The following is a 25,510-nucleotide window of genomic DNA, read 5'->3' on the forward strand; positions in this document are numbered from 1 at the left end:
GGGATCGACACCGCCGAGGGCGGGGGAGACATGTTGAGAGCGCCGCCGTCCCCCTTGCGCCACCCTTGCGCGGACGGACGCGAGACCGTCAAATCGGGCCGTCGCCGAGATGTGTCGCCCAGATTCGCAAAGGACGCCATATGCCGAGGCTGTTCACCGCGGTCGAGATCCCGCCCGTCATCGCCATGCAACTGTCGCTGCTGCGCGGCGGCCTGCACGGGGCGCGCTGGATCGACGCCGAGAACTATCACCTGACGCTGCGCTTCATCGGCGACATCGACGACCGCACCGCCGACGAGGTCGCCGACGCGCTCGACCGCGTGGCGCGGCGGCCGTTCACGGTCGCGCTGTCCGGTCTCGACTGCTTTTCCGGTCGTGGCCCGCATTCGCTGTTCGCGCGGGTGGAGCCGAGCCCGGCGCTGGTCGAGCTGCAGGCCGAGCACGAGCGCATCATCCAGCGGCTCGGCCTGCCGCCGGAGGGACGGCGCTTCACGCCGCATGTGACGCTCGCCCGGCTGCGCGGCACCTCGGCCTCCGAGGTGGCGAGCTGGCTCGCCATGCGCGGCGACGTGCGGCTGCCGCCGTTCGAGGTGTCGCGCTTCGTGCTGTTGTCGTCGCGTGCCAGCGTCGGCGGCGGGCCCTATCTCGTGGAAGAGGCCTATCCGCTGGCGGCCTGAGGGTCGGCGTAGCGCTCGACCAGCCGGCGGCTCGCCTTGGCGCAGAGATCGGCGCAGGCGGCAAAATCGGCCCGGCCGCCGTAGTAGGGATCGGCGACGTCCTTCGCCTCATCGAACGCCGCCTCGCGGTAGAGCAGGAGCCGGGCGGTCGATCCGGACGGGGCAAGGCGCGTGAGGTCGGCGAGGTTCTGCCGGTCCATGGCGAGGATCAGGTCGAAGCGGGTGAAATCGGACGGCCGCACCTGGCGCGCGCGCAGGTCGGAAATGTCGACGCCGACGTCGGCCGCGGCGCGGATCGCGCGCGGGTCCGGCGGCTCGCCGGCGTGCCAGCCGCCGGTGCCGGCGGAATCGAGCGTGAAGCGCTGGCCGACGCCCGCGCCGGCGAGCGCCGCGCGCAGGAATCCCTCGGCGCTCGGGGAGCGGCAGATGTTGCCGAGGCAGACGAATAGGATCGACGACATCGAATTTCCATGATCTCGCGGGATCGTCGGAGATCAGCATCCGGCGGCGGCGCGCGCAAGCGCCGTCGGCCGATCGTCGCGATCCGGTGCGGCCGGGCTCTTGCGGCGGCCGCCCGGCGTTGCCAGATCAGCTGTGACGGAGGATCCTGAAGCGATGAGCGACACCCGGCATTTCGACGACCCCGAGATCCTCGGCCCGGAAGAGGGCCGCGAGGAGCGCGTCCGGCGCGACTTCTGGCGCGTCGCGCGCAAGGCGGCGCGGCGCATTCCGTTCATGGACGAGGTGGTCGCCGGCTACTATTGCGCGCTCGACCCGGCAACGCCGGCGCGGGTCCGGGCGACCCTGTTCGCCGCGCTCGCCTATTTCGTGATGCCGTTCGACATCGTGCCGGATTTCCTGCTCGTCGCCGGCTTCACCGACGACATCACCGTGCTGGCCGCGACGCTCGCCATGGTGCGCACCCACATCAGCGACCGCCACCGCGCCGCCGCCCGGAATGCGCTCGACAAGGACTGAGCGGGCCGGGCGGGCGCCGGTCACGGCACCAGGACGACCTTGCCCATCACCTTGCGCGCGGCGATCTCGTTCAGCGCCGCGGCGATCCCGGCCAGCGGATAGGTCGCGTGGATATGCGGCTGCAGCCGACCGGCGGCGACGTGGCCGAGGATTTCGGCCGTGTTGGCGCGGTGCGCCTCCGGATCGAGCTCCAGCCAGCGGCCCCAGAACACGCCGAGCACGTCGATGCCCTTGAGCAGCACGAGGTTGAGCGGCAGCTTCGGGATGTCGCCGCCGGCAAAGCCGACCACGAGATAGCGGCCGCCCCAGCCGGTGGCGCGCACGGCGGGCTCGGTGAGGTCGCCGCCGACGGCATCATAGACGACGTCGACGCCGGCCCCGCCGGTGAGGTCCTTCAGCCGCTGCTTCAGATCGCCGTCCGTGGTGTCGATGGTCTCGTCGGCGCCGGCGGCGCGGGCGAAGGCGCATTTTTCGGCGGATGAGGCGCAGGCGATCACCCGGGCGCCGAGCAGCTTGCCGAGCTCGATCGCCGACAGCCCGGCGCCGCCGGACGCCCCGAGCACGCAGAGCGTCTCGCCGGGGCGGAGGCGCGCCCGGTCTTTCAGCGCGTGCAGCGTGGTGCCGTAGGTGATGAACAGCGTCGCGGCGATGGCGGCGGGCACGCCGTCCGGCACGCGGACGCAGGCGCTTGCGGGGGCGACGACCACCTCGCGCGCGGCGCCCCATTTCACATAGGCGGCGACCCGGTCGCCGACCGAGAAGCCCTCGACCCCGTCGCCGACCGCGATGATTCGGCCCGCAAACTCGCCGGCGGGCGAGAACGGCCGCTCGGGCCGGTACTGGTAGCGGTCGCGGATGATCAGCGTGTCGAAGAAGTTGAGCGCCGCCGCCTCCATGGCGACGGCGACCTCGCCGGGACCGGGCTCCGGCACGGCGATCTCGGCGAGGGTCAGGCTTTCCGGCCCGCCCGGCTCGGTCGAGAGAATCGCACGCATGCCGTCCGTCTCCGCTGCTCCGAGGGCCTCGCCGCGGCCCCCTTCACGAAACCTTGATCAGTCGACGTCGACGGCCGCGTCCGCCTCGAGGATCCGCCTGAGGCGGGTGAAGGCGAGGCGGAGGCGGGACTTGACGGTGCCGAGCGGCTGGCCCGTCGCGGCGGCGACCTGGGTGTGCGACAGGCCCTTGAAGAAGGCCAGTTGCACGAGTTCGTACTGCTCGGCGGGCAGGCTCGACAATGCGGCACGAATGCGCGCCTCGCGGCGCTGGGTGTCGAGCTGGGTGCCGAGGTCTTCGGGTTCGGACGGCTGCAGCGAGGGATCGGTCTGGTCGATGGCGCCGCTGCGGTCGCGGCGGGCGAGGTCGATGCGCCGATTGCGGGCGATGCGGAACAGCCAGGTGCCGACGGAGGACTTCTGCCGGTCGAACAGCGCCGCCTTGCGCCAGAGCACGACCATCACCTCCTGGGCGAGTTCCTCGGCGGTGGCGGGGTCGGTGCCGATACGCTGCAGGTGGCCGCTGATGCGGGGCGCGTAATGGTCGAACAGCCGCACGAAAGCGTCCCTGTCCCGCGAGGTGGCGACACGTTCGACCAGATCGGCCCACTCATCGTTCGGCGACACTTGTCCGTCCCGTACCCGGTTCACCGTCTTCATCCACGCCGCGTTCCGCCAGGGCGTTCCGGGGGGGCTGGCCGCCGTGGCCCGCCACCGGCGCGCCCGCGGCCCTCCCGCGCGAGGCGCCTCATTGTCGCCAGATTCGAACCGGAGCGTGCGTCCACGGCAGGGACAGCCCCGTCACCATAGACGATGTCGTGGCCGGGGGCCACGCCCCGGGGGATTGCCCGAAAGGCCATCCCGCACCGGGGTTTCCCTCGGCCGCCTCGCGGCGGTCACGGCCTTCAATGCTTTGGTAACCTTGAATTGGTTATGCTCGGCCCAGTTAACGTTAAGGCCGGGCCGCTGCCCTGCCTTATGGTCGACACTCTAGCGGATTGGTGAACAATGACGAACGGACGCACGCTTGCCACGGCATTTGCGATGCTGATCGGCGCAGCGACGGTCGCCACGGCGCAGACGCCGACGGTCCTCGACAAGCCCTTCGGGGACTGGACGGCCTACGGCTACACGGCCGGCGGCGGCAAGGTCTGCTACGCCATCTCGCAGCCGAAGAGCACCGAGCCGAGAGGCGTGAACCGGGATCCGATGTACATCTTCGTGACCAACCGCCCGAAGGAGGGCGTGCGGCACGAGGTGAGCGTGATCACCGGCTATCCCTACAAGGAAGGCTCCAAGACCACGGTGAAGATCGGCGCCGACACCTTCGTGATGTTCACGAAGGACGACGGCGCCTGGGTCGAGAACGCGGCCGAGGAAGCCCGGCTGATCGGCTCGATGAAGGGCGGCAGCGAGATGGTGGTCACCGGCACGTCGCGCCGCGGCACCGTCACCACCGACACCTACTCGCTGCGCGGCATCACCGCCGCGCTCGGCCGCATCGACAGCGAGTGCCGCTGACGGCTTCGGCGCGGCGGACGCGGCCGGGCCTTCGCAGCGCGCAGGTCTGACCGTCCGCCCGGGCCTTCAAGACGCCGGCTTTCTGCGCTATATCAGATCGAAATCCGACGGCGGGGGCTCGCGCTCCCGGCCGTCGTTTCGTATTGGCGCCGCCGCGGCGGCACCCACGCTCGAAACCCGGAACATTCGCCCATGGCCACGACCCTCGACCTCGCCACCGCCGCCGATGCGCCCGCGCCGGCGCTCCGGCCGCAGCCGGCGCCCGAAAAGGCGTCGCTGATCGGGCTGCCGCGCGAGGCGATCGCCGAAAAGCTCGTCGCGGCCGGCGTGCCCGAGCGGCAGGCGCGCATGCGCGTCGCCCAGCTCTGGCACTGGATGTACGTGCGCGGCGCGACAGACTTCTCGGCGATGACCAACGTCTCCAAGGACCTGCGCGTGGTGCTCGACCAGCATTTCACGCTGGCGCGGCCCGAGATCGTCACCGAGCAGATCTCGTCCGACGGCACGCGCAAGTGGCTGATGAAGTTCCCGCCGCGCGGCGCCGGCCGGCCGGTGGAGATCGAGACCGTCTATATCCCCGAGGAGGGGCGCGGCACGCTGTGCGTCTCGAGCCAGGTCGGCTGCACGCTGACCTGCTCGTTCTGCCACACCGGCACGCAGAAGCTGGTGCGCAACCTCACCGCCGAGGAAATCCTCGCCCAGTTGCTCGTCGCGCGCGACCGGCTCGGCGACTATCCGGACCTGAAGCCCGCCGCCGAGGGCGCCGGCTTCGTGCCGAGCGAAGGCCGCCTCGTCTCCAACATGGTGATGATGGGGATGGGCGAGCCGCTCTACAATTTTGACGAGGTGAAGCAGGCGCTGCTGATCGCTTCCGACGGCGACGGCCTGTCGCTGTCGAAGCGCCGCATCACGCTGTCGACCTCGGGCGTCGTGCCGCTGATCCCGCGCGCCGGCGAGGAAATGGGCGTCATGCTGGCGATCTCGCTGCACGCCGTGCGCGACGAGCTGCGCAACGAGCTGGTGCCGCTCAACAAGAAGCACCCGATCAAGGACCTGCTCGCCGCCTGCCGCGCCTATCCGGGCCTCTCCAACGCCCGCCGCATCACCTTCGAATACGTGATGCTGAAGGGCGTCAACGACAGCGACGGCGATGCGCGCGAACTCGTCCGGCTGCTCAAGGGCATCCCGGCGAAGATCAACCTGATCCCGTTCAATCCGTGGCCGGGTTCGGCCTACGCCTGCTCGGAGTGGGAGCGGATCGAGGCCTTCGCCGACATCGTCAACGCCGCTGGCTACGCCTCGCCGATCCGCCGGCCGCGCGGCCGCGACATCCTCGCCGCCTGCGGCCAGCTGAAGTCGGAGAGCGAGCGTATGCGGTTCAAGGACCGCCGCGCGCTGGAAGAGAGCGAAGCCGACCTCGCCATGCGGGCGATGGTGGCCGGGCTCGGCGACGATTGATGCGGGTGAACCGGTGCAGATAATCGGTCGCCTGTTCGCCGCCGGCCTCGGCTTCCTCGCCGCGGTGCTCGCCGCCGCCGTCTTCCTGCTCGTCGCCGAGGTCGGCACCTCGCCGGAGAACCCGGTCGACGCCGACTGGTTCTGGGGCCTGTTCGTGGTGTCCAGCACGGTGACCGCCTCGGCGATCGGCGCCTATGTCGCGACGCCGGCGCTGGTCGCGATCCTCATCAGCGAGATCTTCGCCATCCGTTCGTGGATGGCGTTCGCCGCGCTCGGCGGCGCACTCGGCCTGACGGCGGCGTCGAGCATCGTCGTGGTCTCGGAGGCGGGGTCGGTGACGGGGGTCGACGCCACGGTGCTCACCGCCGCCGGGCTGGTCGGGGGGCTCGCCTACTGGGCGGTGGCGGGGCGGACGGCGGGGCTTCGGGGGCGGTAGCTGTGCCGTGGGAAGCCCCCTCCCTGTCCCTCCCCCGCTTCGCAGGAGAGGGGACGATGGGCGAGAGGACTTTCGCAAAACAGCGACTGCGCCGAAGCGAAGCGCTGATGACGCGGACGCCCTAACCTCCTGCGTCCCCTCTCCTGCGAAGCGGGGGAGGGACAGGGAGGGGGGAGGCCCCACGGCAAGGCCGCCCCCCAAGAACCCTCACCCCAATCCCGCCTGCATCAGCCGCCCCAGCCGGGCGGCAAAGTCCGCCGGGTCTTCCGGGGCTTCGCCGTCGAGGATGCGGGCCTGGCCGTAGAGCAGCACGGCCGCGTCGGCGACGGCCGTCTCGCCGCGCTCGGCTTCAACCTTCGCCAGCGCGCGGATCAGTTCGTGGCGCGGGTTGATCTCGAGCACCGCGGACGACGGCGCGCCGCCGGTGCCGCGGGCCATCAGCTTTTCGGTGCGCCGGTCGAGGCCGTAGTCGGAGGCGACGAGGCAGACGGCGCTGGTGGCGAGGCGGGCGGAGGCGCGTACCGCGGCGACCTTGTCGCCGAGCGCCGCCTTCAGGGCGACGGCGAGCGGGCCGACGTCGGTGTCGCCGTCCGGCTGCTCGGCCGCCGCAGGCAGCGGGATCAGGTCGAGGTCCGCCGCGCCCTGGCTGATCGACTTGAACGGCTTGCCCTCGTAGCCGAGCGCGGTGCGGACCCAGAAGGCGTCGACCGGATCGGTGAGCACCAGCACCTCCAGCCCGCGCGCGACGTAGCCCTCGAGCTGCGGGCTCGCCAGCACCGCCGCGCGGCTTTCGCCGAGCGCATAGTAGATCGCGGTCTGGTTTTCCTTCATCGCGGCGACGTACGCGCCGAGCGAGCGCCAGCCGTCGTGGCCGGTGGTCTGGAAGCGGGCGACCTTATAGATCTCGTCGCGGCGCTCGGGCGCCTCGTAGAGGCCTTCCTTGATCACGGCGCCGAAGGCGTCCCACACCTTGGCATAGGCCTCGGCGTCGTTGTCGGCGAGCTTGCCGAGTTCGGCGAGCACCCGGTTGGTGACGCCCTTGCCGATCTGCTCCAGCACCGGGTTCTGCTGCAGCATCTCGCGCGAGAGGTTGAGCGGCAGGTCTTCCGAATCGACGACGCCGCGCACGAAGCGCAGCCAGGCCGGCAGGATCGCCGCGTCGTCGGCGATGAAGACGCGGCGGACGTAGAGCCGGATGCGGCCGCGCCGGTCGGGATCGAACAGGTCGAACGGCTTCTGCGACGGCACGAACAGCAGCACGGAATATTCGTGCCGGCCTTCGGCGCGGTAGTGGATGGTGAGGGCCGGGTCGTCCCAGAGCCCGCCGACGTGGCCGTAGAATTCCTTGTATTCCTCCGGCGTCACCGACGCCTTCGGCTTCACCCAGAGCGCGGCGCCGTCGGCGAGTTCGCGCGCCTCGCCGTCCGCCGCGGCGAGGCGGATCGGCACGGGGACGTGGGCGGAGTATTCGCGCACGATCCGCTCGATGGTGGCTTCTTCGGCGTAGGTCGCGGCGTCCGCCGAGAGTTCGAGCGTCACGCGGGTGCCGGCGGCGGGCGCTTCGGCAAGGTCGGCGGGGCTGAGCTCGAAGGTGCCCTTGCCGTCGGAGACCCAGGCGAAGGCCTCCTCCGACCCGGCCTTGCGGCTGACGACACGGACGCGGTCGGCGACCATGAAGGCGGAATAGAAGCCGACGCCGAACTGGCCGATCAGCGCCTGGCCCTGCTTCTGCTCGCCGCCCTTGTCGGCGAGCTGGTCGAGGAAGGCGCGCGTGCCAGAGCGGGCGATGGTGCCGAGGTTGTCCTTCATCTCCTCGCGGCTCATGCCGATGCCGTTGTCGGAGATGGTGAGGGTGTTCTTCGCCGCGTCCGCGGCGATCTCGATGCGGAAGCCGTCGTGTCCCGGCGGCAGCAGGCCAGGCTCGGAGAGCGAGAGGTAGCGCAGCTTCTCGCAGGCGTCGGCCGCGTTCGAGATCAGCTCGCGCAGGAAGATGTCCTTGTTGGAATAGACCGCGTGCACCATCAGGTGCAGCAGGCGCGAGACCTCGGCCTCGAACGCATGGCGCTCGCCGCCGGCGGTCGCAGTGGTTTCGGTCGTGGTGTCGGTCGTCATCGCTTCGCCCCGTCGATGTCTCGATGCCGTGGGAATCCGGCCCGCGGCGCGGGGTGTGCGCGCCCGGCGGGCCGGCGTCGCTGATATCGGCGCATGCCGCGGGGCTTTCAAGCGCTTTGTCCGGGATGCAGCGCTCAGGGCGCCAGCCGGCGCCGCGGCGACGGGGCGCCCGCCGGCTCCGGGCCCGCGGCGGGAAACACCCGGCGCAGGTGGCCGAGGAAGGTCGCGACGACGCGCTGGCGCTCGCGGTCGGGCAGGAAGGCGGCCTGGAACGGCGCGGGGTAGGCGAAGAGATCGGAGCGGATCGGCCGCAGCCGCGCCTCGGCGACGAAGCGGGCGGCATAATGATCGGGCAGGTAGCCGAGATAGGCCCCCGAAAGGATCAGCCGGGCTTCGCTCTCCATGTCCGAGACCACGGCGCGCGGCCCGCCGATCGCGAAGATCTTGAGGTCGCGCTGGCCCCAGTAGGCGCGGCCGACGATCGGGTGGCGTCGCACGGTCTCGACGTCGATCTCGGCATCGGGCACGCCATAGAGCGGATGCTCGGCGCCGCAGTAGAAGCGCTGGGTCTCGACGTAGAGGTCGAGATAGGAGAGGCCGAGCGCGATGCGCGGGAAGCTCGCGACCGCGAGGTGGATTTCGCCGGCGACGACGTCGCGCAGCAGTTCGTGCGGCGGGCGCGTCACCACGGTGAGCAGCACGCTCGGCGCCTCGCGGGCAAAACCGGCGAAGACCGTCTCCAGCGGCGCGTTCGGGTCGGAGATCGTGTTGTCGGTGAGCCCGATGGTCAGCGCGCCCGACAGCGCGCGCTTCAGGCCGCGCACCCGGCCGTCGAAGTGCTCGACCGAGGCGAGCAGGCGGCGGGCCTCCTCATAGACCTGGCGGCCGTCGTCGGTAAGGCGGAAGCCCGAGCGGCCGCGGTGGCAGAGCTTGACGCCGAGGCGGGTCTCGAGGGCTGCGATATGGCCGGAGATCGTCGACAGCGACAGGTTGAGCTCGTCCTGCGCCGCGGCGAAGCCGCCGGCCTCGACGATGGTGCCGAAGATCCGCAGCAGGCGCAGGTCGATCGTATCCACCGGCATCACGCGGGCTCCCCAGGCATCACTTCGGACTTTCCCGAAGTCTAGTGCGAGACGGCGGTCTTTTTCCACAGCGCCGCTTCGGATTTCCTCGGCATCGGCGAGGCGAGCGGGGAGGTCCGGCATGGCCGGCGAGGCACCGAAGTGGACGGTGGACAGCGAGACCGGCACCTTGCGCGAGGTGCTGCTCTGCCGGCCCGACTTCTACGACTGGATCCCCACCAACGACATCGCCCGGCGCACCATCGCCGCCGGCGGCCGGCTCGACCCGCAGGCGCTGCAGGCGCAGTACGCCGAACTCGAAGCGGCGCTCGATGACGCAGGCGTCGTCCGCCACTACCTGACCCCGGCGCCGCAGTTGCCCTACCAGGTCTATACCCGCGACTCCTCGCAGGTGACGCCATGGGGGCCGATGGTGACGCAGCTGTTCCGGCCGCAGCGGCGCGGCGAGGTCGCCTCGATCGTCGACTTCTACGCCAGCGCCGGCTGCCCGATCTGGCGCTTTGCCTCGTCGGGGGCGGTCGAGGGCGGCGACATCCACATCATCCGGCCCGGCCTGATGGCGATCGGCAGCAGCGGCGAGCGCACGACGCCCGAGGGCGCAGAGGAGTTTGCCGGCTGGTTCCGCGACGCCGGCTGGGAAACGCGGGCCGTCGATTTTCCGGAGCACTTTTTGCATCTCGACGTGATCTTCTCGATGGTGGCGGACGGGCTGGCGCTCGCCTGCTCCGACGTGATCGACGACGCGCATCTCGCCTGGTTCCGCGACCACGGCATCCGCCTGTTGCCGGTGACGTACAAGGAGGCCATGGGGGCGATGGGCTGCAACGTGCTGGCGCTGGGCGGCGGCCGGGTGATCAGCCCGCGGCACTCGGCCCGGATCAACGACATGCTGCGGGCCGAGGGCCTCACCGTCCTCGACCCGGAACTCGACCTCTTCGCGCGCGGCGGCGGCAGCGTCCACTGCATGACGATGCCGCTCCGGCGCGATCCGCTGGCCGCCGCCTGAGGCGCGCCGGCACTGCCGCAACGCCGATCACGACAACAAGGGGGACGCCGATGCTGCCGAGGACCACCTTCCTGACCGGGGCCGCGCTGGCCCTTGCCGCCTTCACGCACGGCGCGAGCGCCGAGGAGATCAACGCGCTGGTCTGGTGCGACCACACCGATCCCGCCTTCCTCGAGCCGTTCACGCAAGCGACCGGCATCACCGTCAACGTCAAGGAATACGAAGGCACCGGCACGGCGCTGTCGCTGGTCGAGCAGTCGCAGCCGGGCGACTGGGACGTGTTCGTGGTCGATTCCACCGACGTGAAGCGCGTCGCCGCCCGCGGCCTGCTCGCCGAGCTGAAGCCCGAGGATTTCCCGCTCGCCGACATCCCGCCGGCGGTGCAGGCGCCCGAACTGCACCAGGTCGACGGCGTCTGGCGCGCGGTGCCGGAGAAGTTCGGCTACAACGCCGTCGCCTACGACAAGGACCAGGTCGACGAGGCGGCGATGCGCAAGGCCCATAACCTGTTCGACCCGGCCTACCAAGGCAAGATCGCCGTCTACGACTACTACCTGCCGCAGATCACCCAGATCGCGATCCTGCTCGGCAAGGACCCGAAGACCGTGACCGAGGCCGACCTGCCGGCGATCCGGGAAAAGCTGTTCGCGTTGAAGGCCAATGCCGCGCTCGTCTCCGACGTCGTCACCTCGCAGACGGCACTCGCCACCGGCGAGGTCGGGATCCTGGTCGGCGGCGGCGAATATGCCGTGTCGGGCCTGCATGCCGAGAAGCCCAACCTCGACTGGGTGCTGCCCGACGAGGGCGGCGTGCGCTGGCAGCAGGCGATCGGCGTGTTCGAGACCTCCGCCAGGAAGGACGCGGCGGTGAAGTTCGTGCAGTACGTGCTGTCGCCCGAGGGGCAGGCGCGGCTTGCGACCTCGTCCTGCTACTGGGGCATGCCGGCGAATGCCGCCGCGACGCTGGACGATACCCAGAAGCAGGTGCTGCGCTGGGACGAACAGCCGGCGTTCATCGCCAACTCGCACCTCTACATCGCGCCGAGCGACGAACTCGACCAGGCGATGCAGTCGGTTTGGCAGGAGTTCCTGCAGCACTGAGGAACCGGCCGGGGACGGGGCGCCCGCGCCGTTCCCGCCCCCCCACTCCGAGGCTTCGGGGCAGCGAGAGACGCAGCAGGATGGACACCGGCGAGCGCGCCAGCAGGACGGACGCCGTGCGCGGCGCGGCATGGGCCGCGCCCGCCGTGCTCGTCACCGCCGCGTTCTTCCTGCTGCCGCTCGCCGTCATGGCGCTGTGGAGCCTCTGGACGCGCACGGCCGGCGGGGTCGACCGGACCCTGACGCTCGCCAACTACGCCCGCTTCTTCGGCGAGAGCGCCCTCGTTGCCGCGCTGTTCAACTCGCTGGAGACGGCCGCCCTCGTCACCGTCGTCAGCCTCGTGGTCGGCTATCCGGTCGCCTATGCGCTGGCGTTCCACGTGCCGGCGCGCTGGCAGCGGCTGGCGCTGGTGCTGGCGATCCTGCCGTTCTGGACCTCCTACGTGGTGCGATCCTACGCCTGGCTGCTGGTGCTGGCGCCGAACGGCGTCGTCAACCAGACCCTGATCGGCCTCGGGCTGACCGAAGGGCCGGTGCGCATCGCCTACACGATGACGGCGACGGTGCTCGGCTTCACCCACTTCTTCGCCATGCTGGTGGCGCTCACCGTCTATGCCGGGCTGAAGCGGATCAACCCGCGGCTGCTGCTCGCCGCGCGCGACCTCGGCGCGGGGGCGGTCTCGACCTTCCTGCGGGTGACGCTGCCGCTGAGTGTGCCGGCGATCGCGACCAGCGCCTTCCTAACCTTCGTGCTCGCCATCGGCGACTACATCACGCCGCAGATCCTCGGCGGCAACACCTCGCTGGTGCTGCCGCAGGCGATCCTGTTCCAGATCGGCCGGCGCGGCGACGTGCCGATGGCGTCCGCGATGTCGCTGGTGCTGATGGCGGTGATCCTCGTCGCCTGCCTCGTCGCGCTGCGTGCGACACGGACGGAGCCGGCGCGATGATGCCGCGCCGCCTCGCCCGCGCCCTCGGCTGGGCCGCCGTGCTCGGCGGCTTCTACGTCTTCGTCTACCTGCCGGTGGCGGTGCTGGTGCTGTTCTCGTTCCAGGACGGGCGGCTGCCGGTGCCGCCGTTCAACGGGCCGACGCTCGCCTGGTACGGCAAGGTGCTCGGCAACGGGCGGCTGCTCGAGGCGGCGTGGAACTCGGTCGTCGTCGGGGTCGGCTCGTCGATGGTCGCGACGCTGCTCGGCTTCCTCGCGGCCTATGGCCTCGCCCGCCACCGGGTGCCGGGGCGGCGGCTGATCCATGCGGCGCTGGTGCTGCCGCTCACCGTCTCCTATCTCGTCATCGGCCTCGGGCTGCTCGTCACCTTCAACGCGGCGGGGCTGCCGAAATCGCTGCTCGCCGTCGCTATCGGCCACCTCGTCATCAACCTGCCGCTCTGCTTCCTCGTCGCCGCCGCGCAGATGGGGCCGGCCGAGGCGCGGCTGGAGCAGGCGGCGCGCGACCTCGGCGCCAGCGAATGGCAGGTGCTGACACGGGTGGCGCTGCCGCTCGCCTTGCCGTCGCTTTTCGCGGCGTTCTGCCTCTCCTTCACCCTGTCGTGGGACGAATTCGTGATCGCCTTCCTCCTCACCAACTTCGATGTGACGCTGCCGGTGGTGATCTGGAGCATGCTGCGCACCGGGCTCAACCCGGAAACCAACGCCGCCGGCACGCTGGTCTTCGCCGTGTCGCTGCTGCTCGTCGCCGGCGCCGAACTGGTGCTGGCGCGCCGGGGCAGGGCGGCGCGATGACGCTGCCGCAGTCGCTCGCGCTGCACGGCGTCGGCAAGCGCTTCGGCGCCGCCACCGCCGTCGCCGACGCCTCGCTCGAGGTGCCGGCCGGCAGCTATGTCGTGCTGCTCGGACCGTCCGGCTCGGGCAAGACGACGCTGCTCTCGATCATCGGCGGCTTCACGGCGCCCTCCGAGGGCCGCATCCTGATCGGCGGCGCGGACGTGACGGCGATGCCGCCGGCACAGCGGCCGACGGCGACGGTGTTTCAGGACTATGCGCTGTTTCCGCATCTCAGCGTCGCCGGCAATGTCGGCTTCGGGCTGGCGGTGCGCGGCGTCCGGAAGGCGGAGCGGCGGCTCCGCGCCGAGGCGGCGCTGGACCTCGTCGGCCTCGCCGGCTTCGGCGACCGTATGATCGCGGCGCTGTCGGGCGGCCAGCGCCAGCGCGTGGCGCTCGCCCGCTCGCTGGTGGTGGAGCCGGCGATCCTGCTGCTCGACGAGCCGCTCGGCGCGCTCGACCTGCATCTCCGCCGCCAGATGCAGGACGAGCTGAAGGCGCTGCAACTCGCGACCGGGCGCAGCTTCGTGCACGTCACGCACGACCAGGAGGAGGCGATGGCGCTCGCCGACATCGTCGTGGTGATGAACCGCGGCCGCATCGAGGACGCCGGCCCGCCGGCGCGGGTCTATGCCCGCCCGGCGACGCGCTTCGCCGCCGGTTTCATGGGCGAGAGCACGCTGATCGAGGGCACGGTGCGCGGGCGCGACGGCGAGCGCCTCGCCGTCACCACCGCCGACGGCGAGTTCCGGCTCGCCGCGGACGCCCACACCGGAGCCGCCGGCGCGGCGGTCGCCGTCGCCATTCGCCCCGAGCGGCTGCGGCTCGCGCCCCGGCCCGGCGACGTTACGGTTGCCACCGCCACGGTGTCCGAGACGGTGTTCCAGGGCGGCTTCGTCCGGGTGAAGGCGCGCTCGGAGGCCGGGACATTGCTGCTGGCGAAGGTCCCGCCGGAGGAGGCGCCGGCCGCCGGCGCCCGCATCACCCTGTTTGCCGCCGCCGGCGATCTCGTCCTCATCCCCGGAGACCCGGCATGATCAGCATCGCGGCCGACGCCTGGTACGAGACGGTGCCCTTCGCCGACGGCATCGCGCTGATCCACGAGCCGTGGATCCCGCCGTTCTTCCGCTGCAACATGTGGCTGGTGCGCGGGCGCGACCGCGACCTTCTGGTCGACGCGGGGCTCGGCGCCGTGCCGCTGCGCGCCAACATGCCGCTGCTCTCCGGCCGGCCGGTGCTGCTGCTCGCCTCGCACACGCATTTCGACCACATCGGCGCGGCGCACGAATTCGCCGAGCGGCTGGTGCATCCGGCCGAGGCCGGCGTGCTCGCCGATCCGGCGAACGATGCGACGCTGTTTTCGCACTACGCCTCCGGGGACGCCGACGCGGAGATGTTCGACGCGCTGCCGCCCGGCTGGGACGCGCGGCGCTACCGGATCCCGCCGGCACCGGCGACCGGCCTCGTTGGTGAGGGCGACCGGATCGACCTCGGCGACCGGGTGCTGACGGTGCTGGAGACGCCGGGCCATTCGCCGGGGCACGTCTCGCTGTTCGAGGAGGCGACGGGGACGCTGATCGCGCAGGACGTGATCTACGACGGCGCGCTGGTGGACGACTGCGCCGGCGCCGACAAGGCGGTCTACCGCGCGACGCTGCGCCGGCTGCGCGAGCTGGAGCCGCGCATCGTGCACGGCGGCCATTTCCAAAGCTTCGGCCGCACGCGGTTCCGGCAGCTGATCGACGCGTATCTCGGCGCGCAGGACCCGGGCGACGCCGGCTGAGCCACGTCAGCCGCGCCGGCGCCGGAGCACGAGGTGGGCGACGACGGCGGTCGCCACCATCGCCGGCAGCACGGTCGCCATGCCGGCGACGGGGTCGGTCATCAGCGCCGCCGCGGCGCTGCCGGCAAGGCCGCCGCCCATCTGGAAGAAGCCCATCAGGGCCGCCGCCGCGCCGGCGGCATGCGGGAACGGCGCCAGCGCGTCGGTCGAGAGGGCCGGAATGAACAGCGCCAGCGAGAAGGCGAAGACGCCGACCGGCACCATCACGGTGACGACGTCGGCGGGCAGCAGCCGGAGGCCGATGGCGAGGCCCGCCGCGCCGAGCGCGGTGATGGCGAGCCCCGGCGCCACCAGCGCGCCGGCGTCGAAGCGGCGGAGCAGCAGCTTCGTCACGATGCCGCCGGTGACGAAGGAGCCGGACTGGATCAGCATCGCGAGGCCGAATTCGGCCGGGGACAGGCCGATCTCGTCGATCATCACGAAGGGCAGCATGGTGGCGATGGCATAAAGCCCGCCGACCGAGCCGCCGAGCATTAGCCCGGGGCGCAGGAAGCGGCGATCGGCGAGCAGGGCGGCGTAGGTGCTGAGCAGCGGCCAGGGATGCGCCGCCTCGCGCCGCGGCGTGCGGTTGGTCTCGGGCAGGGCGAACACCAGCATCACGATCAGCGCCGCGCCGTAGAGCACCATGACGAGGAAGATCGCGTGCCAGCCGACGGTGACGAGGATCAGCCCGCCGAGCGTCGGCGAGATCGCCGGCCCGAGCGCGAGGAAGATGCCGATCGTGTTCATGATCCGCGCCGACTGCTGGCCGGTGAAGAGATCGCGCACGATCGCCCGCGACAGCGCCACCCCGGCGGCGGCTCCGATGCCCTGGATCAGCCGCGCGACGAGCAGCGCCTCGACCGTGGGCGCGAACAGCGCCGTGACGCTGCCGGCGAGGTAGAGCAGCATGAAGGCGATGCCGATCGGCCGGCGGCCATAGGCGTCGGACAGCGGGCCGCAGAGCAGCTGGGCGAAGGCGAAGCCCGCGAAATAGAGCGTCAGCGTCAGCTTGATGGTCGAGATCGACGTGCCGAAGGCAGTGACGAGGGTCGGCATCGCCGGCGTGTAGAGCGCCATCGACACCGGCCCGAGCGCGACCAACGCCGCGCCGAACACCGCTGTGGCGCGCTCGCTGATCAGCGGCGCGGGCGGCATGATCGCGCCGGCGCCGGGAACGGCGCGTCCATCGGTCTCGTCTGCGGGGGGCTGCATGGCGGGGTCTCGGGGCTGGGCGGCGGCGTTGCGGCGCGGGATCAGAGCGCCGCCGCGGCGTCGCGGGCACGGGCCTCGCCACCGGCGAGGCGCTGCTGCATGTGTTCGAGCACCTGCCGCGTCGCGCCGAGCGCTTCGGCGGACATGCCGGCCGTCGCGCCGGCGCGGACGGCGCCAGCGACGGCTTCGATGCGGTCGATCACCGCGGCCGCCGCGGGCAGCGGGCGGATCAGCTTGGCGCGGCGGTCGCTCGGGTCGGGGAAGCGGCCGATCAGGCCGGCCTTCTCGAGCCGGTCGAGGTAGCCGACCAGCGTCATCGGCTCGAGGCTCATCACCTCGGCGAGCTGCGACTGGCGGATGCCCTGGCCGGTGCCGTGGTGGGCGCAGCGCAGCAGCGCGCGCGCCTCGCCGGCGGTGAGGTCGAGGCCGGCGGCGTCGAGCGCGGCGTCGAAATCGCGTCTGAGCAGGCGGGCGACGTCGACGATGAGGAAGCCGAGCGGCTGATGGAGGTCGGCAGGCATGGGGTCGGTCGGGCCCGGCTCGAGATAATAAGCAAGCCTTATGATTGGGCGCGACCGGCGCGCCGTCAACCCGTCGCCGGACGCGGGCGGCCGCGCGGCGGCCCCGCGTTCAGCGCATGGCCCCTGCCCATAGCGCACCTCCGCCGGCCCGATTACGCGGTTTTCCTTGCCGCAGGGCCGCCGATCCGTATAGTGCGCCGCAAACGAGGCCGGCCTTTGCGCGGCCGAACCGGGTAGTTTCATGAATCTTCGCAACATCGCCATCATCGCCCACGTCGACCACGGCAAGACCACGCTGGTGGACGAACTCCTGAAGCAGTCGGGCTCCTACCGCGAGAACCAGCGCGTCGCCGAACGCGTCATGGACTCGAACGAGCTCGAAAAGGAGCGCGGCATCACGATTCTCGCCAAGGCGACGTCGGTGGTGTGGGAAGGGACGCGGATCAACATCGTCGACACCCCCGGCCACGCCGACTTCGGCGGCGAGGTGGAGCGCATCCTCAACATGGTGGACGGCGCGATCGTGCTCGTCGACGCCGCCGAGGGCCCGATGCCGCAGACGAAGTTCGTCGTCGGCAAGGCGCTGAAAGTCGGCCTGAAGCCGATCGTGGCGATCAACAAGGTCGACCGGCACGACGCGCGCATCACCGAGGTGGTCAACGAGGTGTTCGACCTCTTCGCCGCCCTCGACGCGACCGACGAGCAGCTCGACTTCCCGATCATCTACGGCTCCGGCCGCAACGGCTGGATGGCGACCGACCCGGCCGGCCCGTCGACCGACGGCATGAAGCCGCTGTTCGACCTCGTGATCAGCCACGTGCCCGAGCCCACCGTCGAGGAGGGGCCGTTCCGCATGATCGGCACCATCCTCGAGGCGAACAACTTCCTCGGCCGCATCGTCACCGGCCGCATCTCCTCGGGCACGATCAAGCCGAACCAGCCGGTCAAGGTGCTCGGCCAGGACGGGCACGTCATCGAGCAGGGCCGCGTCTCGAAGATCCTCGCCTTCCGCGGCATCGAGCGCACCGCGATCGAGCTCGGCGAAGCGGGCGACATCATCGCCATCGCCGGCCTTTCCAAGGGCACCGTCGCCGACACCTTCTGCGACCTCTCGGTCGACACCGCGATGGTCGCGCAGCCGATCGACCCGCCGACCGTGACGATGTCGTTCATCGTCAACGACAGCCCGCTCGCCGGCACCGAGGGCGACAAGGTCACGAGCCGCGTCATCCGCGACCGCCTGCTGAAGGAGGCCGAGGGCAACGTCGCGCTGAAGATCGAGGAAAGCGCCGACAAGGATTCGTTCTTCGTCTCCGGCCGCGGCGAATTGCAGCTCGCCGTGCTGATCGAGACCATGCGCCGCGAGGGCTTCGAGATCGCCGTGTCGCGCCCGCGCGTCGTCTACAAGAAGGACGAGGCGACCGGCGAGATGCTGGAGCCGATCGAGGAAGTGCTGATCGACGTCGACGAGGATTTCGCCGGCATCGTCGTGCAGAAGATGTCCGAGCGCCGCGCCGAGATGGTCGAGATGCGCCCCTCCGGCGGCAACCGTCAGCGCCTCGTGTTCTACGCCCCGACCCGCGGCCTGATCGGCTACCAGTCGGAACTCCTCACCGACACGCGCGGCACGGCGATCATGAACCGCCTGTTCCACGCCTACGCCCCGTTCAAGGGCGAGATCCCCGGCCGCCGCAACGGCGTGCTGATCTCGAACGACGCCGGTGAGGCCGTGGCCTACGCGCTGTGGAACCTCGAGGACCGCGGCCCGATGATGATCGAGCCCGGCTGGAAGGTCTACCAGGGCATGATCATCGGCGAGCACAACCGCGAGAACGACCTTGAGGTCAACGTGCTGAAGGGCAAGAAGCTCTCCAACGTCCGCGCCTCCGGCAAGGACGAAGCGGTGCGCCTGACCCCGCCGATCCAGATGACGCTCGAGAAGGCGCTGTCGTGGATCGAGGACGACGAACTCGTCGAAGTGACGCCGAAGTCGATCCGCCTGCGCAAGGTCCACCTCGACCCGAACCTGCGCAAGCGCTCGGAGAAGTCGCGTGCCGAGGTTGGCGTCGCGTAGGGGGTTTTGGGTTTTCGAGAAGGGCGGCGGGCGAGAGCCTTGCCGCCCTTTTTGTTTTTGGTCGGCGCTGTGCCGTGGGGCCTTCCCCCCTCCCGTGCTTCGCACCTCCCCCGCTTCGCAGGAGAGGGGACGATGGGCGAGGGGACTTTCACACAACGAAGGCGGCGCCGAAGCGAAATGCTGTTGTGGACGGCGCTCTAACCTCCTGCGTCCCCTCTCCTGCGAAGCGGGGGAGGTGCGAAGCACGGGAGGGGGGAAGCCCCACGACGGGCTCCAACCCCGGACCTACCCCACCCGCCGCAGCCCCGCCGCCACCTTTGTCCACCCGGTCCGCGCCTTCAGCCGGTCGCCGATCCGCCCGAGTCCGGCGGCGAGGCGGTCCTCGTCGAGGCCGCCGCCCTGCACGTAGAGCATGTGGTGGACGGCGATGATGACGATGAGGACGAGGCCCCAGGCGATCAGCACGTCGGAGAGGAAGTGCGCGCCGAAGGCGATGCGGTTGAGCGAGACGAGGACCGAGAAGGTGGCGGCGGCGATCGCCGTGCGCAGGCGCCACGCCGGCGGCACGATCAGCGCGAACACCATCAGCAGCATCGAGGCGGCGGCTTCGCCGGAGACGAACGAGCAGTCCCAGGTGCAACTGTCGGAGAAGGCCCAGGCCCGGGTGAACGGCTCAGCGCCGCCGAACTCGGTGATGTCGAACGGCCGCGCCCGGCCCCAGAAGCCCTTCAGCACGACGTTGACGACGATGCCAGAGCCGAGCGCCACGACCGAGAGCACCAGCAGTCCGGCCTTTGGCCCCATGACGAAGCGGGCGCCGGAGAAGAGCAGCGGCACCAGCAGCGCCGTCGCCGAAAGCACGATCATCACCCGCGTCACGCCTTGCGCGAAGCGGCGCGCCGAGACGAGCACCGGGTTCTGCCCGGCGGCGAAGCCGATGTCCGGATCGAAGAAGCGGCTCGACAGGCGGAGGTCGAGGGCGGGCCAGGTGATGAAGACCGCGCTGGCGATCACGAGAAACGCCGCGAGCAGCACGACCGGCCGGCGCGCCAGCCGGCCGAGCCGGGCGCGGGTCGCAGGCGGCTGGACATCGGGCATGATCTCTCCTCGGAGGTGGGACGGCGCTGCCTGCCGGCATATGGGAACCGGCCGGCCGATGGCGAGCCCGCGCGGTGACCTCGCGGTGCGTCGCCCTTGTCTTGCCACAGGCGGCGGTGTTTAGCTGCGGCGAAGGCGGCGCCGCCGCGATGTCGCTGCGGCCAACGCCGTCACCCCAGCTCCGGTTCACGCCGCCATGATCTTCCTGCCCGATTTCTCCGTGATCGCCGCCTTCACGGTGGCTGCCGTGTTCCTCACCCTGACGCCGGGGCCGGACATGACGCTGTTCCTCGGCAAGACGGTGACCGCCGGCCGCCTTGCCGGCTTTGCGGCGTTCGCCGGCGCCTCGACCGGCCTCGTCGTGCACACGACGCTCGCCGCCGTCGGCCTGTCGGCGATCCTCGCCGCCTCGACGACGGCGTTCACGGTGCTGAAGGTCGTCGGCTGCCTCTACCTGCTCTGGCTCGCCGTGCAGGCGGTACGCTCCGGCACCGCCTTCTCGCTGGAAGCGGGCGCGGTGCGGCCCGAACCGCTGCGCAGCGTCTACCTCAAGGGCCTCGCGATCAACCTGCTCAACCCGAAGATCATCGTGTTCTTCGTGACCTTCCTGCCGCAGTTCGTCTCGACCAGCGACGCGCACGCCGGCCCGAAGCTCTTCTTCCTCGGGCTCTGGTTCATCGTCGTCGCGATCCCGTTCTCGGTCGCGATGATCATGGGCGCCGAGCGCATCGCCGGATTTCTCAAGCGCTCACCAAAGGCGCTCCGGGCGTTCGACTGGGGCTTTGCGGGGGTGATGGCGGCGTTCGCGGTGAAGCTGGTGACGACGTCGGGGCGGTGAGGGGCTGAAAATATCCCTCCCCCTTGTGGGGAGGGTGGCCCCGCGGAGCGGGGTCGGGAGGGGTAGGCCTCTCCTTCAGAAGAGGCGCCCGTCGCAGGGAGAGGCCTACCCCTCCCGACCCGGCCTCCGGCCGGGCCACCCTCCCCACGAGGGGGAGGGATTGAAAACCTCGCACGTCAGCGCAAATCCCCCCTCACGGCAGCGCGGTCAGATACCTGACCGGCCGGCCCGGGGCCACTGCCATCGCGGCGTGGGCGATGGCGTTGGCGTCGAGGCCGTACTGGTGGAAGAGGTCGGGCAGGGAGCCGGACTGGCCGAAGTGCTCGACGCCGAGCGGCTTCACCCGGTGCCCGAGCACCGAGCCGAGCCAGGAGAGCGTCGTCGGGTGGCCGTCGACCACGGTGACGAGGCCGGCGTCGGCGGGGACTTCGGCGAGCAGCCGCTCGACATGGCAGCGGGCGTCGCTGCGGCCGCGCTGGCGCACGCGCTCGGCGGCGTGCCAGCCGGCGGACAGGCGGTCGGCCGAGGTGACGGCGAGCACGGCGACGCCGCGGCGGTCCTCGGAGAGCAGACCCGCGGCGGCGATCGCCTCGGGGGCGACGACGCCCTGGTAGCAGATCACCACCTCGCAGGAGGGCTCCGGCGGGCGCAGCCAGTAGGCGCCGTCGACGATGGCGCGGGCGAGCTCCTCGGTCATCGCCCGGCCGGGCTGCTCCAGGGTCCGCGTCGAGAGGCGGAGGTAGACCGAGCCGCCCGTCTCGTCGCGCAGCCAGGTGCGCTCGTCGGGGTCGGCGCCGTCGCCGTGGCGCTGCACGTAGTCGAAGGCAAAGCGCATGATGACGCCGAGTTCGTCGACGAAGGCCGGCTCGAAGGCGCAGAGCCCGTCCTGGGCGATGCCGATCAGCGGCGTCGAGATCGACTGGTGCGCGCCGCCCTCGGGCGCCAGCGCGAGGCCCGACGGCGTCGCGACGATGATGAAGCGGGCGTCCTGGTAGCAGGCGTAGTTCAGCGCATCGAGCCCGCGGCAGATGAACGGGTCGTAGAGCGTGCCGACCGGGATCAGCCGTTCGCCGAACAGCGAGTGCGACAGGCCGAGCGCCGAGAGCAGGATGAAGAGGTTCATCTCGGCGATGCCGAGTTCCATGTGCTGGCCGCTGCGCGAGAATTCCCAGTTGAAGGTCGACGGGATCTTCTCTTTCCGGAACAGGTCGGCGACCGCGTCCTTCGCGAACAGGCCGCGGCGGTTGACCCAGGCGCCGAGGTTGGTCGAGACGGTGACGTCGGGCGCGGTGGTGACGATCCGGTCGGCGAGCGCGGTGTCGCTTTTCGCGAGTTCGTGCATGACGAGGCCGAAGCCCTGCTGGGTCGACATCTCGGGCTGGCGCGGCACGGTGAGTTCGGCCGGGACCGGCAGCACCGGCGCGCTGCGGCGGCGCGGGCCTTCGGCGTTGAACGGCACGGCGCGCAGGAAGGCGTCGAGGTCTGCCTCGGGCAGGGCGAGGCCCTCGAAGCGGTCCCACTCGTGGCCGTCGCGAATGTTCATCGCGGTCTTGAAGCCGGCGAGCTGGGTCGGGTTGAGCAGGCCGGCGTGGTTGTCCTTGTGGCCGGCGAGCGGCAGGCCGTGGCCCTTGATCGTATAGGCGAGGAACACCACCGGGCGGTCGTGGTCGATCTTCTCGAAGGCCTCGATCAGGGTCGGCAGGTCGTGGCCGGCGAGGTTGGTCATCAGCTTGGCGAGGTCGTCGTCGGAGCGCGCCTCGATCAGCCGCGTCACCGCGCCCTGGTCGCCGATCTGGTCGAGCAGCGTCCGCCGCCAGGCGGCGCCGCCCTGGAAGGTGAGGGCGGAGTAGAGCTGGTTGGGGCAGCCGTCGATCCACGCGCGCAGCTTGTCGCCGCCGGGCTCGGCGAAGGCGGCCTCGAGCAGCGAGCCGTATTTCAGCGTCACCACCTGCCAGCCGAAGCCGGAGAACAGCGCCTCGAAGCGGGTGTAGAGGCCCTCGCGCACCACGGCGTCGAGGCTCTGGCGGTTGTAGTCGATCACCCACCAGGTGTTGCGCACACCCTGCTTCCAGCCCTCGAGCAGCGCCTCGAAGATGTTGCCCTCGTCCATCTCGGCGTCGCCGACGAGGGCGATCATGCGCCCCTCCGGCCGGTCAGTGCCCCAGCCGTGCGCGCGGACGTAGTCCTGCGCGAGGCTGGCGAACAGCGTCTGGGCGACGCCGAGGCCGACCGAGCCGGTCGAGAAGTCGACGTCGTCGACGTCCTTGGTGCGCGAGGGATAGGACTGCGCGCCCTTCAGCGCCCGGAAGCGCTCGAGCTTGTCGCGGCTCTGGTTGCCGAGCAGGTACTGGATGGCGTGGAACACCGGGCTCGCGTGCGGCTTCACCGCGACGCGGTCCTCGGGCTTCAGCACGGCGAGGTAGAGCGCCGTCATGATGGTGGCGAGCGAGGCGGAGGAGGCCTGGTGGCCGCCGACCTTCAGCCCGTCGACGCTCGGGCGCAGGTGGTTGGCGTTGTGGATCATGTAGGTGGAGAGCCAGAGGATCTTCTTCTCCAGCTCCGCCAGCACCAATAGCCGGTCGTCCGTGGCCATCGACGTCTCCTCGGTTGTTCTGATCGTTTCCTCAGAGTATGTCGCGCGGCGCCGGGCCGCGCCAGCGTCCGGAGACGGCGGCGCGGCCCGGGGGCCATGGGCCGGCGGGGCCATGGCCGGCGGCGGCTCAGCCGGCCGCGGCGTGCACCAGGGCGGGGGCGGGCCGCGGCGGCGCGGCGGTGTGGCCGACGGGGGTCACCATCGCGGTGATCACGTCGCGCATCGAGAGGATGCCGGCGGCGCGCCCGTCGGGGCCGAGCACGACGGCGTCCATGGTGCCGGCCTCGGTCATGATCTTTGCCGCCGTCTCCAGCGGCACCTCGCCGGGCACCTCGGGCAGGCCGTCGGGCCGGGCGGTGCCGGGGCTGCCGATCGGGTGCATCACGCTCGCCGTGACGATGACGCGGCCGCGGTTCACCTCTTTCACGAAGCTCGCGATGTAGTCGTCGGCCGGCCTGAGCACGATGTCCTGGGCGGTGCCCTTCTGCACCACCTCGCCATCGCGCAGGATCGCCACTCGGTCGCCGAGGCGCAGCGCCTCGTCGAGGTCGTGGGTGATGAAGACGATGGTCTTGCGGACTTCCTTCTGGAGGTCGAGCAGCACCGTCTGCATGTCGACGCGGATCAGCGGGTCGAGCGCCGAGAAGGCTTCGTCCATCAGGAGGATCGGGGCGTCATTGGCGAGCGCGCGGGCGAGGCCGACGCGCTGCTGCATGCCGCCCGAGAGCTGGTTCGGGTACTTCGTCTCGTAGCCCTTGAGGCCGACGCGCTCGATCCAGCGCATGGCGGTGTCGCGCGCCTGCGCCACCGGCGTGCCGCGGATCTTCAGCCCGAACATGGTGTTGTCGAGCACCGACCAGTGCGGCAGCAGGCCGAACTTCTGGAACACCATGGCGGTCTGCTTGCGGCGGAAGTCGCGCAGGGCGTCCGGGTTCATCGCACAGACGTCGACCCCGTCGACCAGCACCGCGCCGGAGGAGGGCTCGATCAGCCGGTTGATGTGGCGGATCAGGGTGGATTTGCCCGAGCCCGACAGGCCCATGATCACCTGGATCGCGCCGGCCGGGATGTCCAGCGAGATGTCGCGCAGGCCGAGCACATGGTTGTGCTTCAAGAGTTCCATCTTGCCCATGCCGCGATGCACGGCCTCGACGAAATCCGCGGGCCTTGGCCCGAAGATCTTGTAGACGCCCATCAGGCGGATATCGGCTCCAAGCTTCGTCGACGGATCAGCCATGCACGACCTCCCGATGTCGCTGCAGGCGCCGGCCGAGGGCCTGGCTGACGCGGTCGAAGATGATGGCGACGCCGACGATGGCGAAACCGTTGAAGACGCCGAGGGTGAAGTACTGGCCGGAGATCGCGCGCAGCACCGGCTGGCCGAGGCCCTGCACGCCGATCATCGACGCGACCACCACCATGGAGAGCGCCATCATGATCGTCTGGTTGACGCCGGCCATGATGGTCGGCAGCGCGAGCGGCAGCTGCACGTTGGCGAGCCGCTGCCAGCCGGAGGCGCCATAGGCGTCGGCGGCCTCGAGCACGTCGGCGTCGACGAGGCGGATGCCGAGGTCGGTGAGGCGGATCACCGGCGGCACGGCGTAGATCACCACCGCGATCAGCCCCGGCACCTTGCCGATGCCGAGCAGCATGACGACGGGGATCAGGTAGACGAAGCTCGGCATGGTCTGCATCACGTCGAGCGTCGGGACGACGACGGCGCGCAGCTTCGACCAGCGCGAGACCGCGATACCGAGCGGGATGCCGATCACCAGCGACGTCAGCGTCGCGACGACGATCATCGCGATCGTCTTCATGGTGTCGTCCCACATGCCGAAATAGCCGATGGCGAGCAGCGCCGCGGCCGAGCCGATCACGATCTTGATGCTGCGGCTGGCGAGCCAGGCGATGGCGAGAATGCCGATCAGCACCAGCGGCCAGGGCGACTGCGTCAGCAGCCGCTCGGTCCAGATCATGAAGGACTGCAGCGGCTGGAACAGCGTCTCGAAACTCTCACCGTAGGCGCGGGTGAAGTTGCGGAAGCCCTCGTCGATCGCCTTCTTGAGCGCGGTCAGCTGCGCGCCGTCCATGGTCGGAAACTTGGTCAGCCAGTCCATCGGCCGGCTCCCCTCGCGCGGGTGGGCGGCAGCCGGCTGCAGGCGCCGCTACGGCGTCGGCGGCCGGCCGGTGGGACGGAGGGCCGC

24 protein-coding genes are annotated in these 25,510 nt (G+C 70.8%); 13 read left to right on the forward strand and 11 right to left on the reverse strand.

Features of this window, described 5'->3' with window-relative positions; all coding sequences use genetic code 11:
* The first annotated feature begins 140 nt into the window (after nt 1–140).
* Complete coding sequence (gene thpR / locus I5731_RS05645) at nt 141–677, forward strand: RNA 2',3'-cyclic phosphodiesterase (protein ID WP_197310395.1); 537 nt, start codon at nt 141–143, stop codon at nt 675–677.
* Here the strand turns inward: thpR and I5731_RS05650 are convergent.
* Entirely contained in the window at nt 659–1,138 is a 480-nt protein-coding gene (locus I5731_RS05650; protein WP_197310396.1) for a low molecular weight protein-tyrosine-phosphatase, read from the reverse strand. The two genes, thpR and I5731_RS05650, sit on opposite strands and share 19 nt — an antisense overlap.
* A gap of 154 nt (nt 1,139–1,292) precedes the next feature.
* Here I5731_RS05650 and I5731_RS05655 point away from each other — a divergent pair, with 154 nt between their 5' ends.
* A complete protein-coding gene (locus tag I5731_RS05655; protein WP_197310397.1) occupies nt 1,293–1,655 on the forward strand; it encodes a YkvA family protein in 363 nt (120 codons plus the stop codon).
* A 20-nt stretch (nt 1,656–1,675) separates the two neighbouring features.
* Here the strand turns inward: I5731_RS05655 and I5731_RS05660 are convergent, their stop codons facing one another.
* Together I5731_RS05660 and I5731_RS05665 are read right to left on the reverse strand one after the other, a co-directional pair.
* The gene (locus tag I5731_RS05660) at nt 1,676–2,650 is read right to left on the reverse strand and encodes an NADPH:quinone oxidoreductase family protein (RefSeq protein ID WP_197310398.1); all 975 of its coding nucleotides are present in this window, start codon (nt 2,648–2,650) and stop codon (nt 1,676–1,678) included.
* Between the two features lie 57 nt (nt 2,651–2,707).
* A complete protein-coding gene (locus tag I5731_RS05665; protein WP_328838236.1) occupies nt 2,708–3,274 on the reverse strand; it encodes a sigma-70 family RNA polymerase sigma factor in 567 nt (188 codons plus the stop codon).
* 381 nt (nt 3,275–3,655) lie between these two features.
* Between I5731_RS05665 and I5731_RS05670 the strand changes: the two genes are divergently transcribed.
* The 3 genes from I5731_RS05670 (at nt 3,656) to I5731_RS05680 (ending at nt 6,062) form a co-directional block, all read left to right on the forward strand.
* Nucleotides 3,656–4,168, forward strand: a complete 513-nt coding sequence (locus I5731_RS05670; protein ID WP_197310400.1) for an invasion associated locus B family protein — start codon at nt 3,656–3,658, stop codon at nt 4,166–4,168.
* 192 nt (nt 4,169–4,360) lie between these two features.
* Nucleotides 4,361–5,626: a 23S rRNA (adenine(2503)-C(2))-methyltransferase RlmN gene (gene rlmN / locus I5731_RS05675; RefSeq protein ID WP_197310401.1), complete on the forward strand. Its 1,266-nt coding sequence runs from the start codon at nt 4,361–4,363 to the stop codon at nt 5,624–5,626.
* A 13-nt stretch (nt 5,627–5,639) separates the two neighbouring features.
* Nucleotides 5,640–6,062: a hypothetical protein gene (locus tag I5731_RS05680; protein ID WP_197310402.1), complete on the forward strand. Its 423-nt coding sequence runs from the start codon at nt 5,640–5,642 to the stop codon at nt 6,060–6,062.
* Nucleotides 6,063–6,269: 207 nt separating this feature from the next.
* Here the strand turns inward: I5731_RS05680 and htpG are convergent, their stop codons facing one another.
* Nucleotides 6,270–8,174 carry a molecular chaperone HtpG gene (gene htpG / locus I5731_RS05685; RefSeq protein WP_197310403.1) on the reverse strand — a complete coding sequence of 635 codons (1,905 nt, stop codon included), beginning with the start codon at nt 8,172–8,174 and terminating at the stop codon, nt 6,270–6,272.
* Nucleotides 8,175–8,308: 134 nt separating this feature from the next.
* Nucleotides 8,309–9,256 carry a LysR family transcriptional regulator gene (locus I5731_RS05690; RefSeq protein WP_197310404.1) on the reverse strand — a complete coding sequence of 316 codons (948 nt, stop codon included), beginning with the start codon at nt 9,254–9,256 and terminating at the stop codon, nt 8,309–8,311.
* Nucleotides 9,257–9,377: 121 nt separating this feature from the next.
* On the opposite strand from I5731_RS05690, the gene I5731_RS05695 reads away from it, so the two are divergent.
* The 6 genes from I5731_RS05695 to I5731_RS05720 all read left to right on the forward strand — a co-directional run bounded on the left by I5731_RS05695 (nt 9,378) and on the right by I5731_RS05720 (nt 14,928).
* Entirely contained in the window at nt 9,378–10,262 is an 885-nt protein-coding gene (locus I5731_RS05695) for a dimethylarginine dimethylaminohydrolase family protein (RefSeq protein WP_197310405.1), read from the forward strand.
* A gap of 50 nt (nt 10,263–10,312) precedes the next feature.
* Entirely contained in the window at nt 10,313–11,362 is a 1,050-nt protein-coding gene (locus I5731_RS05700) for an extracellular solute-binding protein (protein ID WP_197310406.1), read from the forward strand.
* Nucleotides 11,363–11,442: 80 nt separating this feature from the next.
* The gene (locus I5731_RS05705) at nt 11,443–12,312 is read left to right on the forward strand and encodes an ABC transporter permease (protein WP_197310407.1); all 870 of its coding nucleotides are present in this window, start codon (nt 11,443–11,445) and stop codon (nt 12,310–12,312) included.
* A complete protein-coding gene (locus I5731_RS05710; protein WP_197310463.1) occupies nt 12,312–13,106 on the forward strand; it encodes an ABC transporter permease in 795 nt (264 codons plus the stop codon). The genes I5731_RS05705 and I5731_RS05710 overlap by 1 nt, the downstream gene beginning before the upstream one ends.
* Nucleotides 13,103–14,182: an ABC transporter ATP-binding protein gene (locus tag I5731_RS05715; protein ID WP_197310408.1), complete on the forward strand. Its 1,080-nt coding sequence runs from the start codon at nt 13,103–13,105 to the stop codon at nt 14,180–14,182. The genes I5731_RS05710 and I5731_RS05715 overlap by 4 nt, the downstream gene beginning before the upstream one ends.
* Nucleotides 14,179–14,928: an MBL fold metallo-hydrolase gene (locus tag I5731_RS05720; protein WP_197310409.1), complete on the forward strand. Its 750-nt coding sequence runs from the start codon at nt 14,179–14,181 to the stop codon at nt 14,926–14,928. The genes I5731_RS05715 and I5731_RS05720 overlap by 4 nt, the downstream gene beginning before the upstream one ends.
* A gap of 6 nt (nt 14,929–14,934) precedes the next feature.
* On the opposite strand, the gene I5731_RS05725 is transcribed toward I5731_RS05720, so the two are convergent.
* Nucleotides 14,935–16,182 carry a multidrug effflux MFS transporter gene (locus I5731_RS05725; protein ID WP_197310410.1) on the reverse strand — a complete coding sequence of 416 codons (1,248 nt, stop codon included), beginning with the start codon at nt 16,180–16,182 and terminating at the stop codon, nt 14,935–14,937.
* Between the two features lie 41 nt (nt 16,183–16,223).
* Entirely contained in the window at nt 16,224–16,703 is a 480-nt protein-coding gene (locus tag I5731_RS05730; RefSeq protein ID WP_197310411.1) for a MarR family winged helix-turn-helix transcriptional regulator, read from the reverse strand.
* A 241-nt stretch (nt 16,704–16,944) separates the two neighbouring features.
* Between I5731_RS05730 and typA the strand changes: the two genes are divergently transcribed.
* Complete coding sequence (gene typA, locus I5731_RS05735) at nt 16,945–18,777, forward strand: translational GTPase TypA (RefSeq protein ID WP_197310412.1); 1,833 nt, start codon at nt 16,945–16,947, stop codon at nt 18,775–18,777.
* 285 nt (nt 18,778–19,062) lie between these two features.
* Here the strand turns inward: typA and I5731_RS05740 are convergent, their stop codons facing one another.
* Nucleotides 19,063–19,875: a phosphatase PAP2 family protein gene (locus tag I5731_RS05740; RefSeq protein ID WP_197310413.1), complete on the reverse strand. Its 813-nt coding sequence runs from the start codon at nt 19,873–19,875 to the stop codon at nt 19,063–19,065.
* A gap of 196 nt (nt 19,876–20,071) precedes the next feature.
* On the opposite strand from I5731_RS05740, the gene I5731_RS05745 reads away from it, so the two are divergent.
* Entirely contained in the window at nt 20,072–20,713 is a 642-nt protein-coding gene (locus tag I5731_RS05745) for a LysE family translocator (protein WP_197310414.1), read from the forward strand.
* Nucleotides 20,714–20,906: 193 nt separating this feature from the next.
* Here the strand turns inward: I5731_RS05745 and I5731_RS05750 are convergent, their stop codons facing one another.
* From I5731_RS05750 to I5731_RS05760, 3 genes are all read right to left on the reverse strand, one after another.
* A complete protein-coding gene (locus I5731_RS05750; RefSeq protein ID WP_197310415.1) occupies nt 20,907–23,306 on the reverse strand; it encodes a transketolase family protein in 2,400 nt (799 codons plus the stop codon).
* 127 nt (nt 23,307–23,433) lie between these two features.
* A complete protein-coding gene (locus I5731_RS05755) occupies nt 23,434–24,543 on the reverse strand; it encodes a quaternary amine ABC transporter ATP-binding protein (protein ID WP_197310416.1) in 1,110 nt (369 codons plus the stop codon).
* The gene (locus I5731_RS05760; protein ID WP_197310417.1) at nt 24,536–25,423 is read right to left on the reverse strand and encodes an ABC transporter permease; all 888 of its coding nucleotides are present in this window, start codon (nt 25,421–25,423) and stop codon (nt 24,536–24,538) included. Before I5731_RS05760 ends, I5731_RS05755 begins: the two co-directional genes overlap by 8 nt.
* Nucleotides 25,424–25,510 lie beyond the last annotated feature (87 nt).

This window comes from Methylobrevis albus (assembly GCF_015904235.1).
GTDB lineage: Bacteria > Pseudomonadota > Alphaproteobacteria > Rhizobiales > Pleomorphomonadaceae > Methylobrevis_A > Methylobrevis_A albus.

Excerpts from the sequence above, each read along its gene's own strand:
- I5731_RS05670 (WP_197310400.1), top strand. The coding sequence starts at position 3,656 with ATGACGAACGGACGCACGCTTGCCACGGCATTTGCGATGCTGATCGGC.
- I5731_RS05745 (WP_197310414.1), top strand. The coding sequence starts at position 20,072 with ATGATCTTCCTGCCCGATTTCTCCGTGATCGCCGCCTTCACGGTGGCT.
- I5731_RS05650 (WP_197310396.1), bottom strand. The coding sequence starts at position 1,138 with ATGTCGTCGATCCTATTCGTCTGCCTCGGCAACATCTGCCGCTCCCCG.
- I5731_RS05755 (WP_197310416.1), bottom strand. The coding sequence starts at position 24,543 with ATGGCTGATCCGTCGACGAAGCTTGGAGCCGATATCCGCCTGATGGGC.
- I5731_RS05695 (WP_197310405.1), top strand. The coding sequence starts at position 9,378 with ATGGCCGGCGAGGCACCGAAGTGGACGGTGGACAGCGAGACCGGCACC.
- I5731_RS05700 (WP_197310406.1), top strand. The coding sequence starts at position 10,313 with ATGCTGCCGAGGACCACCTTCCTGACCGGGGCCGCGCTGGCCCTTGCC.
- I5731_RS05750 (WP_197310415.1), bottom strand. The coding sequence starts at position 23,306 with ATGGCCACGGACGACCGGCTATTGGTGCTGGCGGAGCTGGAGAAGAAG.
- I5731_RS05655 (WP_197310397.1), top strand. The coding sequence starts at position 1,293 with ATGAGCGACACCCGGCATTTCGACGACCCCGAGATCCTCGGCCCGGAA.
- I5731_RS05690 (WP_197310404.1), bottom strand. The coding sequence starts at position 9,256 with ATGCCGGTGGATACGATCGACCTGCGCCTGCTGCGGATCTTCGGCACC.
- I5731_RS05740 (WP_197310413.1), bottom strand. The coding sequence starts at position 19,875 with ATGCCCGATGTCCAGCCGCCTGCGACCCGCGCCCGGCTCGGCCGGCTG.
- I5731_RS05730 (WP_197310411.1), bottom strand. The coding sequence starts at position 16,703 with ATGCCTGCCGACCTCCATCAGCCGCTCGGCTTCCTCATCGTCGACGTC.
- I5731_RS05660 (WP_197310398.1), bottom strand. The coding sequence starts at position 2,650 with ATGCGTGCGATTCTCTCGACCGAGCCGGGCGGGCCGGAAAGCCTGACC.
- I5731_RS05705 (WP_197310407.1), top strand. The coding sequence starts at position 11,443 with ATGGACACCGGCGAGCGCGCCAGCAGGACGGACGCCGTGCGCGGCGCG.
- I5731_RS05715 (WP_197310408.1), top strand. The coding sequence starts at position 13,103 with ATGACGCTGCCGCAGTCGCTCGCGCTGCACGGCGTCGGCAAGCGCTTC.
- typA (WP_197310412.1), top strand. The coding sequence starts at position 16,945 with ATGAATCTTCGCAACATCGCCATCATCGCCCACGTCGACCACGGCAAG.
- I5731_RS05725 (WP_197310410.1), bottom strand. The coding sequence starts at position 16,182 with ATGCAGCCCCCCGCAGACGAGACCGATGGACGCGCCGTTCCCGGCGCC.
- thpR (WP_197310395.1), top strand. The coding sequence starts at position 141 with ATGCCGAGGCTGTTCACCGCGGTCGAGATCCCGCCCGTCATCGCCATG.
- I5731_RS05720 (WP_197310409.1), top strand. The coding sequence starts at position 14,179 with ATGATCAGCATCGCGGCCGACGCCTGGTACGAGACGGTGCCCTTCGCC.
- I5731_RS05760 (WP_197310417.1), bottom strand. The coding sequence starts at position 25,423 with ATGGACTGGCTGACCAAGTTTCCGACCATGGACGGCGCGCAGCTGACC.
- rlmN (WP_197310401.1), top strand. The coding sequence starts at position 4,361 with ATGGCCACGACCCTCGACCTCGCCACCGCCGCCGATGCGCCCGCGCCG.
- I5731_RS05710 (WP_197310463.1), top strand. The coding sequence starts at position 12,312 with ATGCCGCGCCGCCTCGCCCGCGCCCTCGGCTGGGCCGCCGTGCTCGGC.
- htpG (WP_197310403.1), bottom strand. The coding sequence starts at position 8,174 with ATGACGACCGACACCACGACCGAAACCACTGCGACCGCCGGCGGCGAG.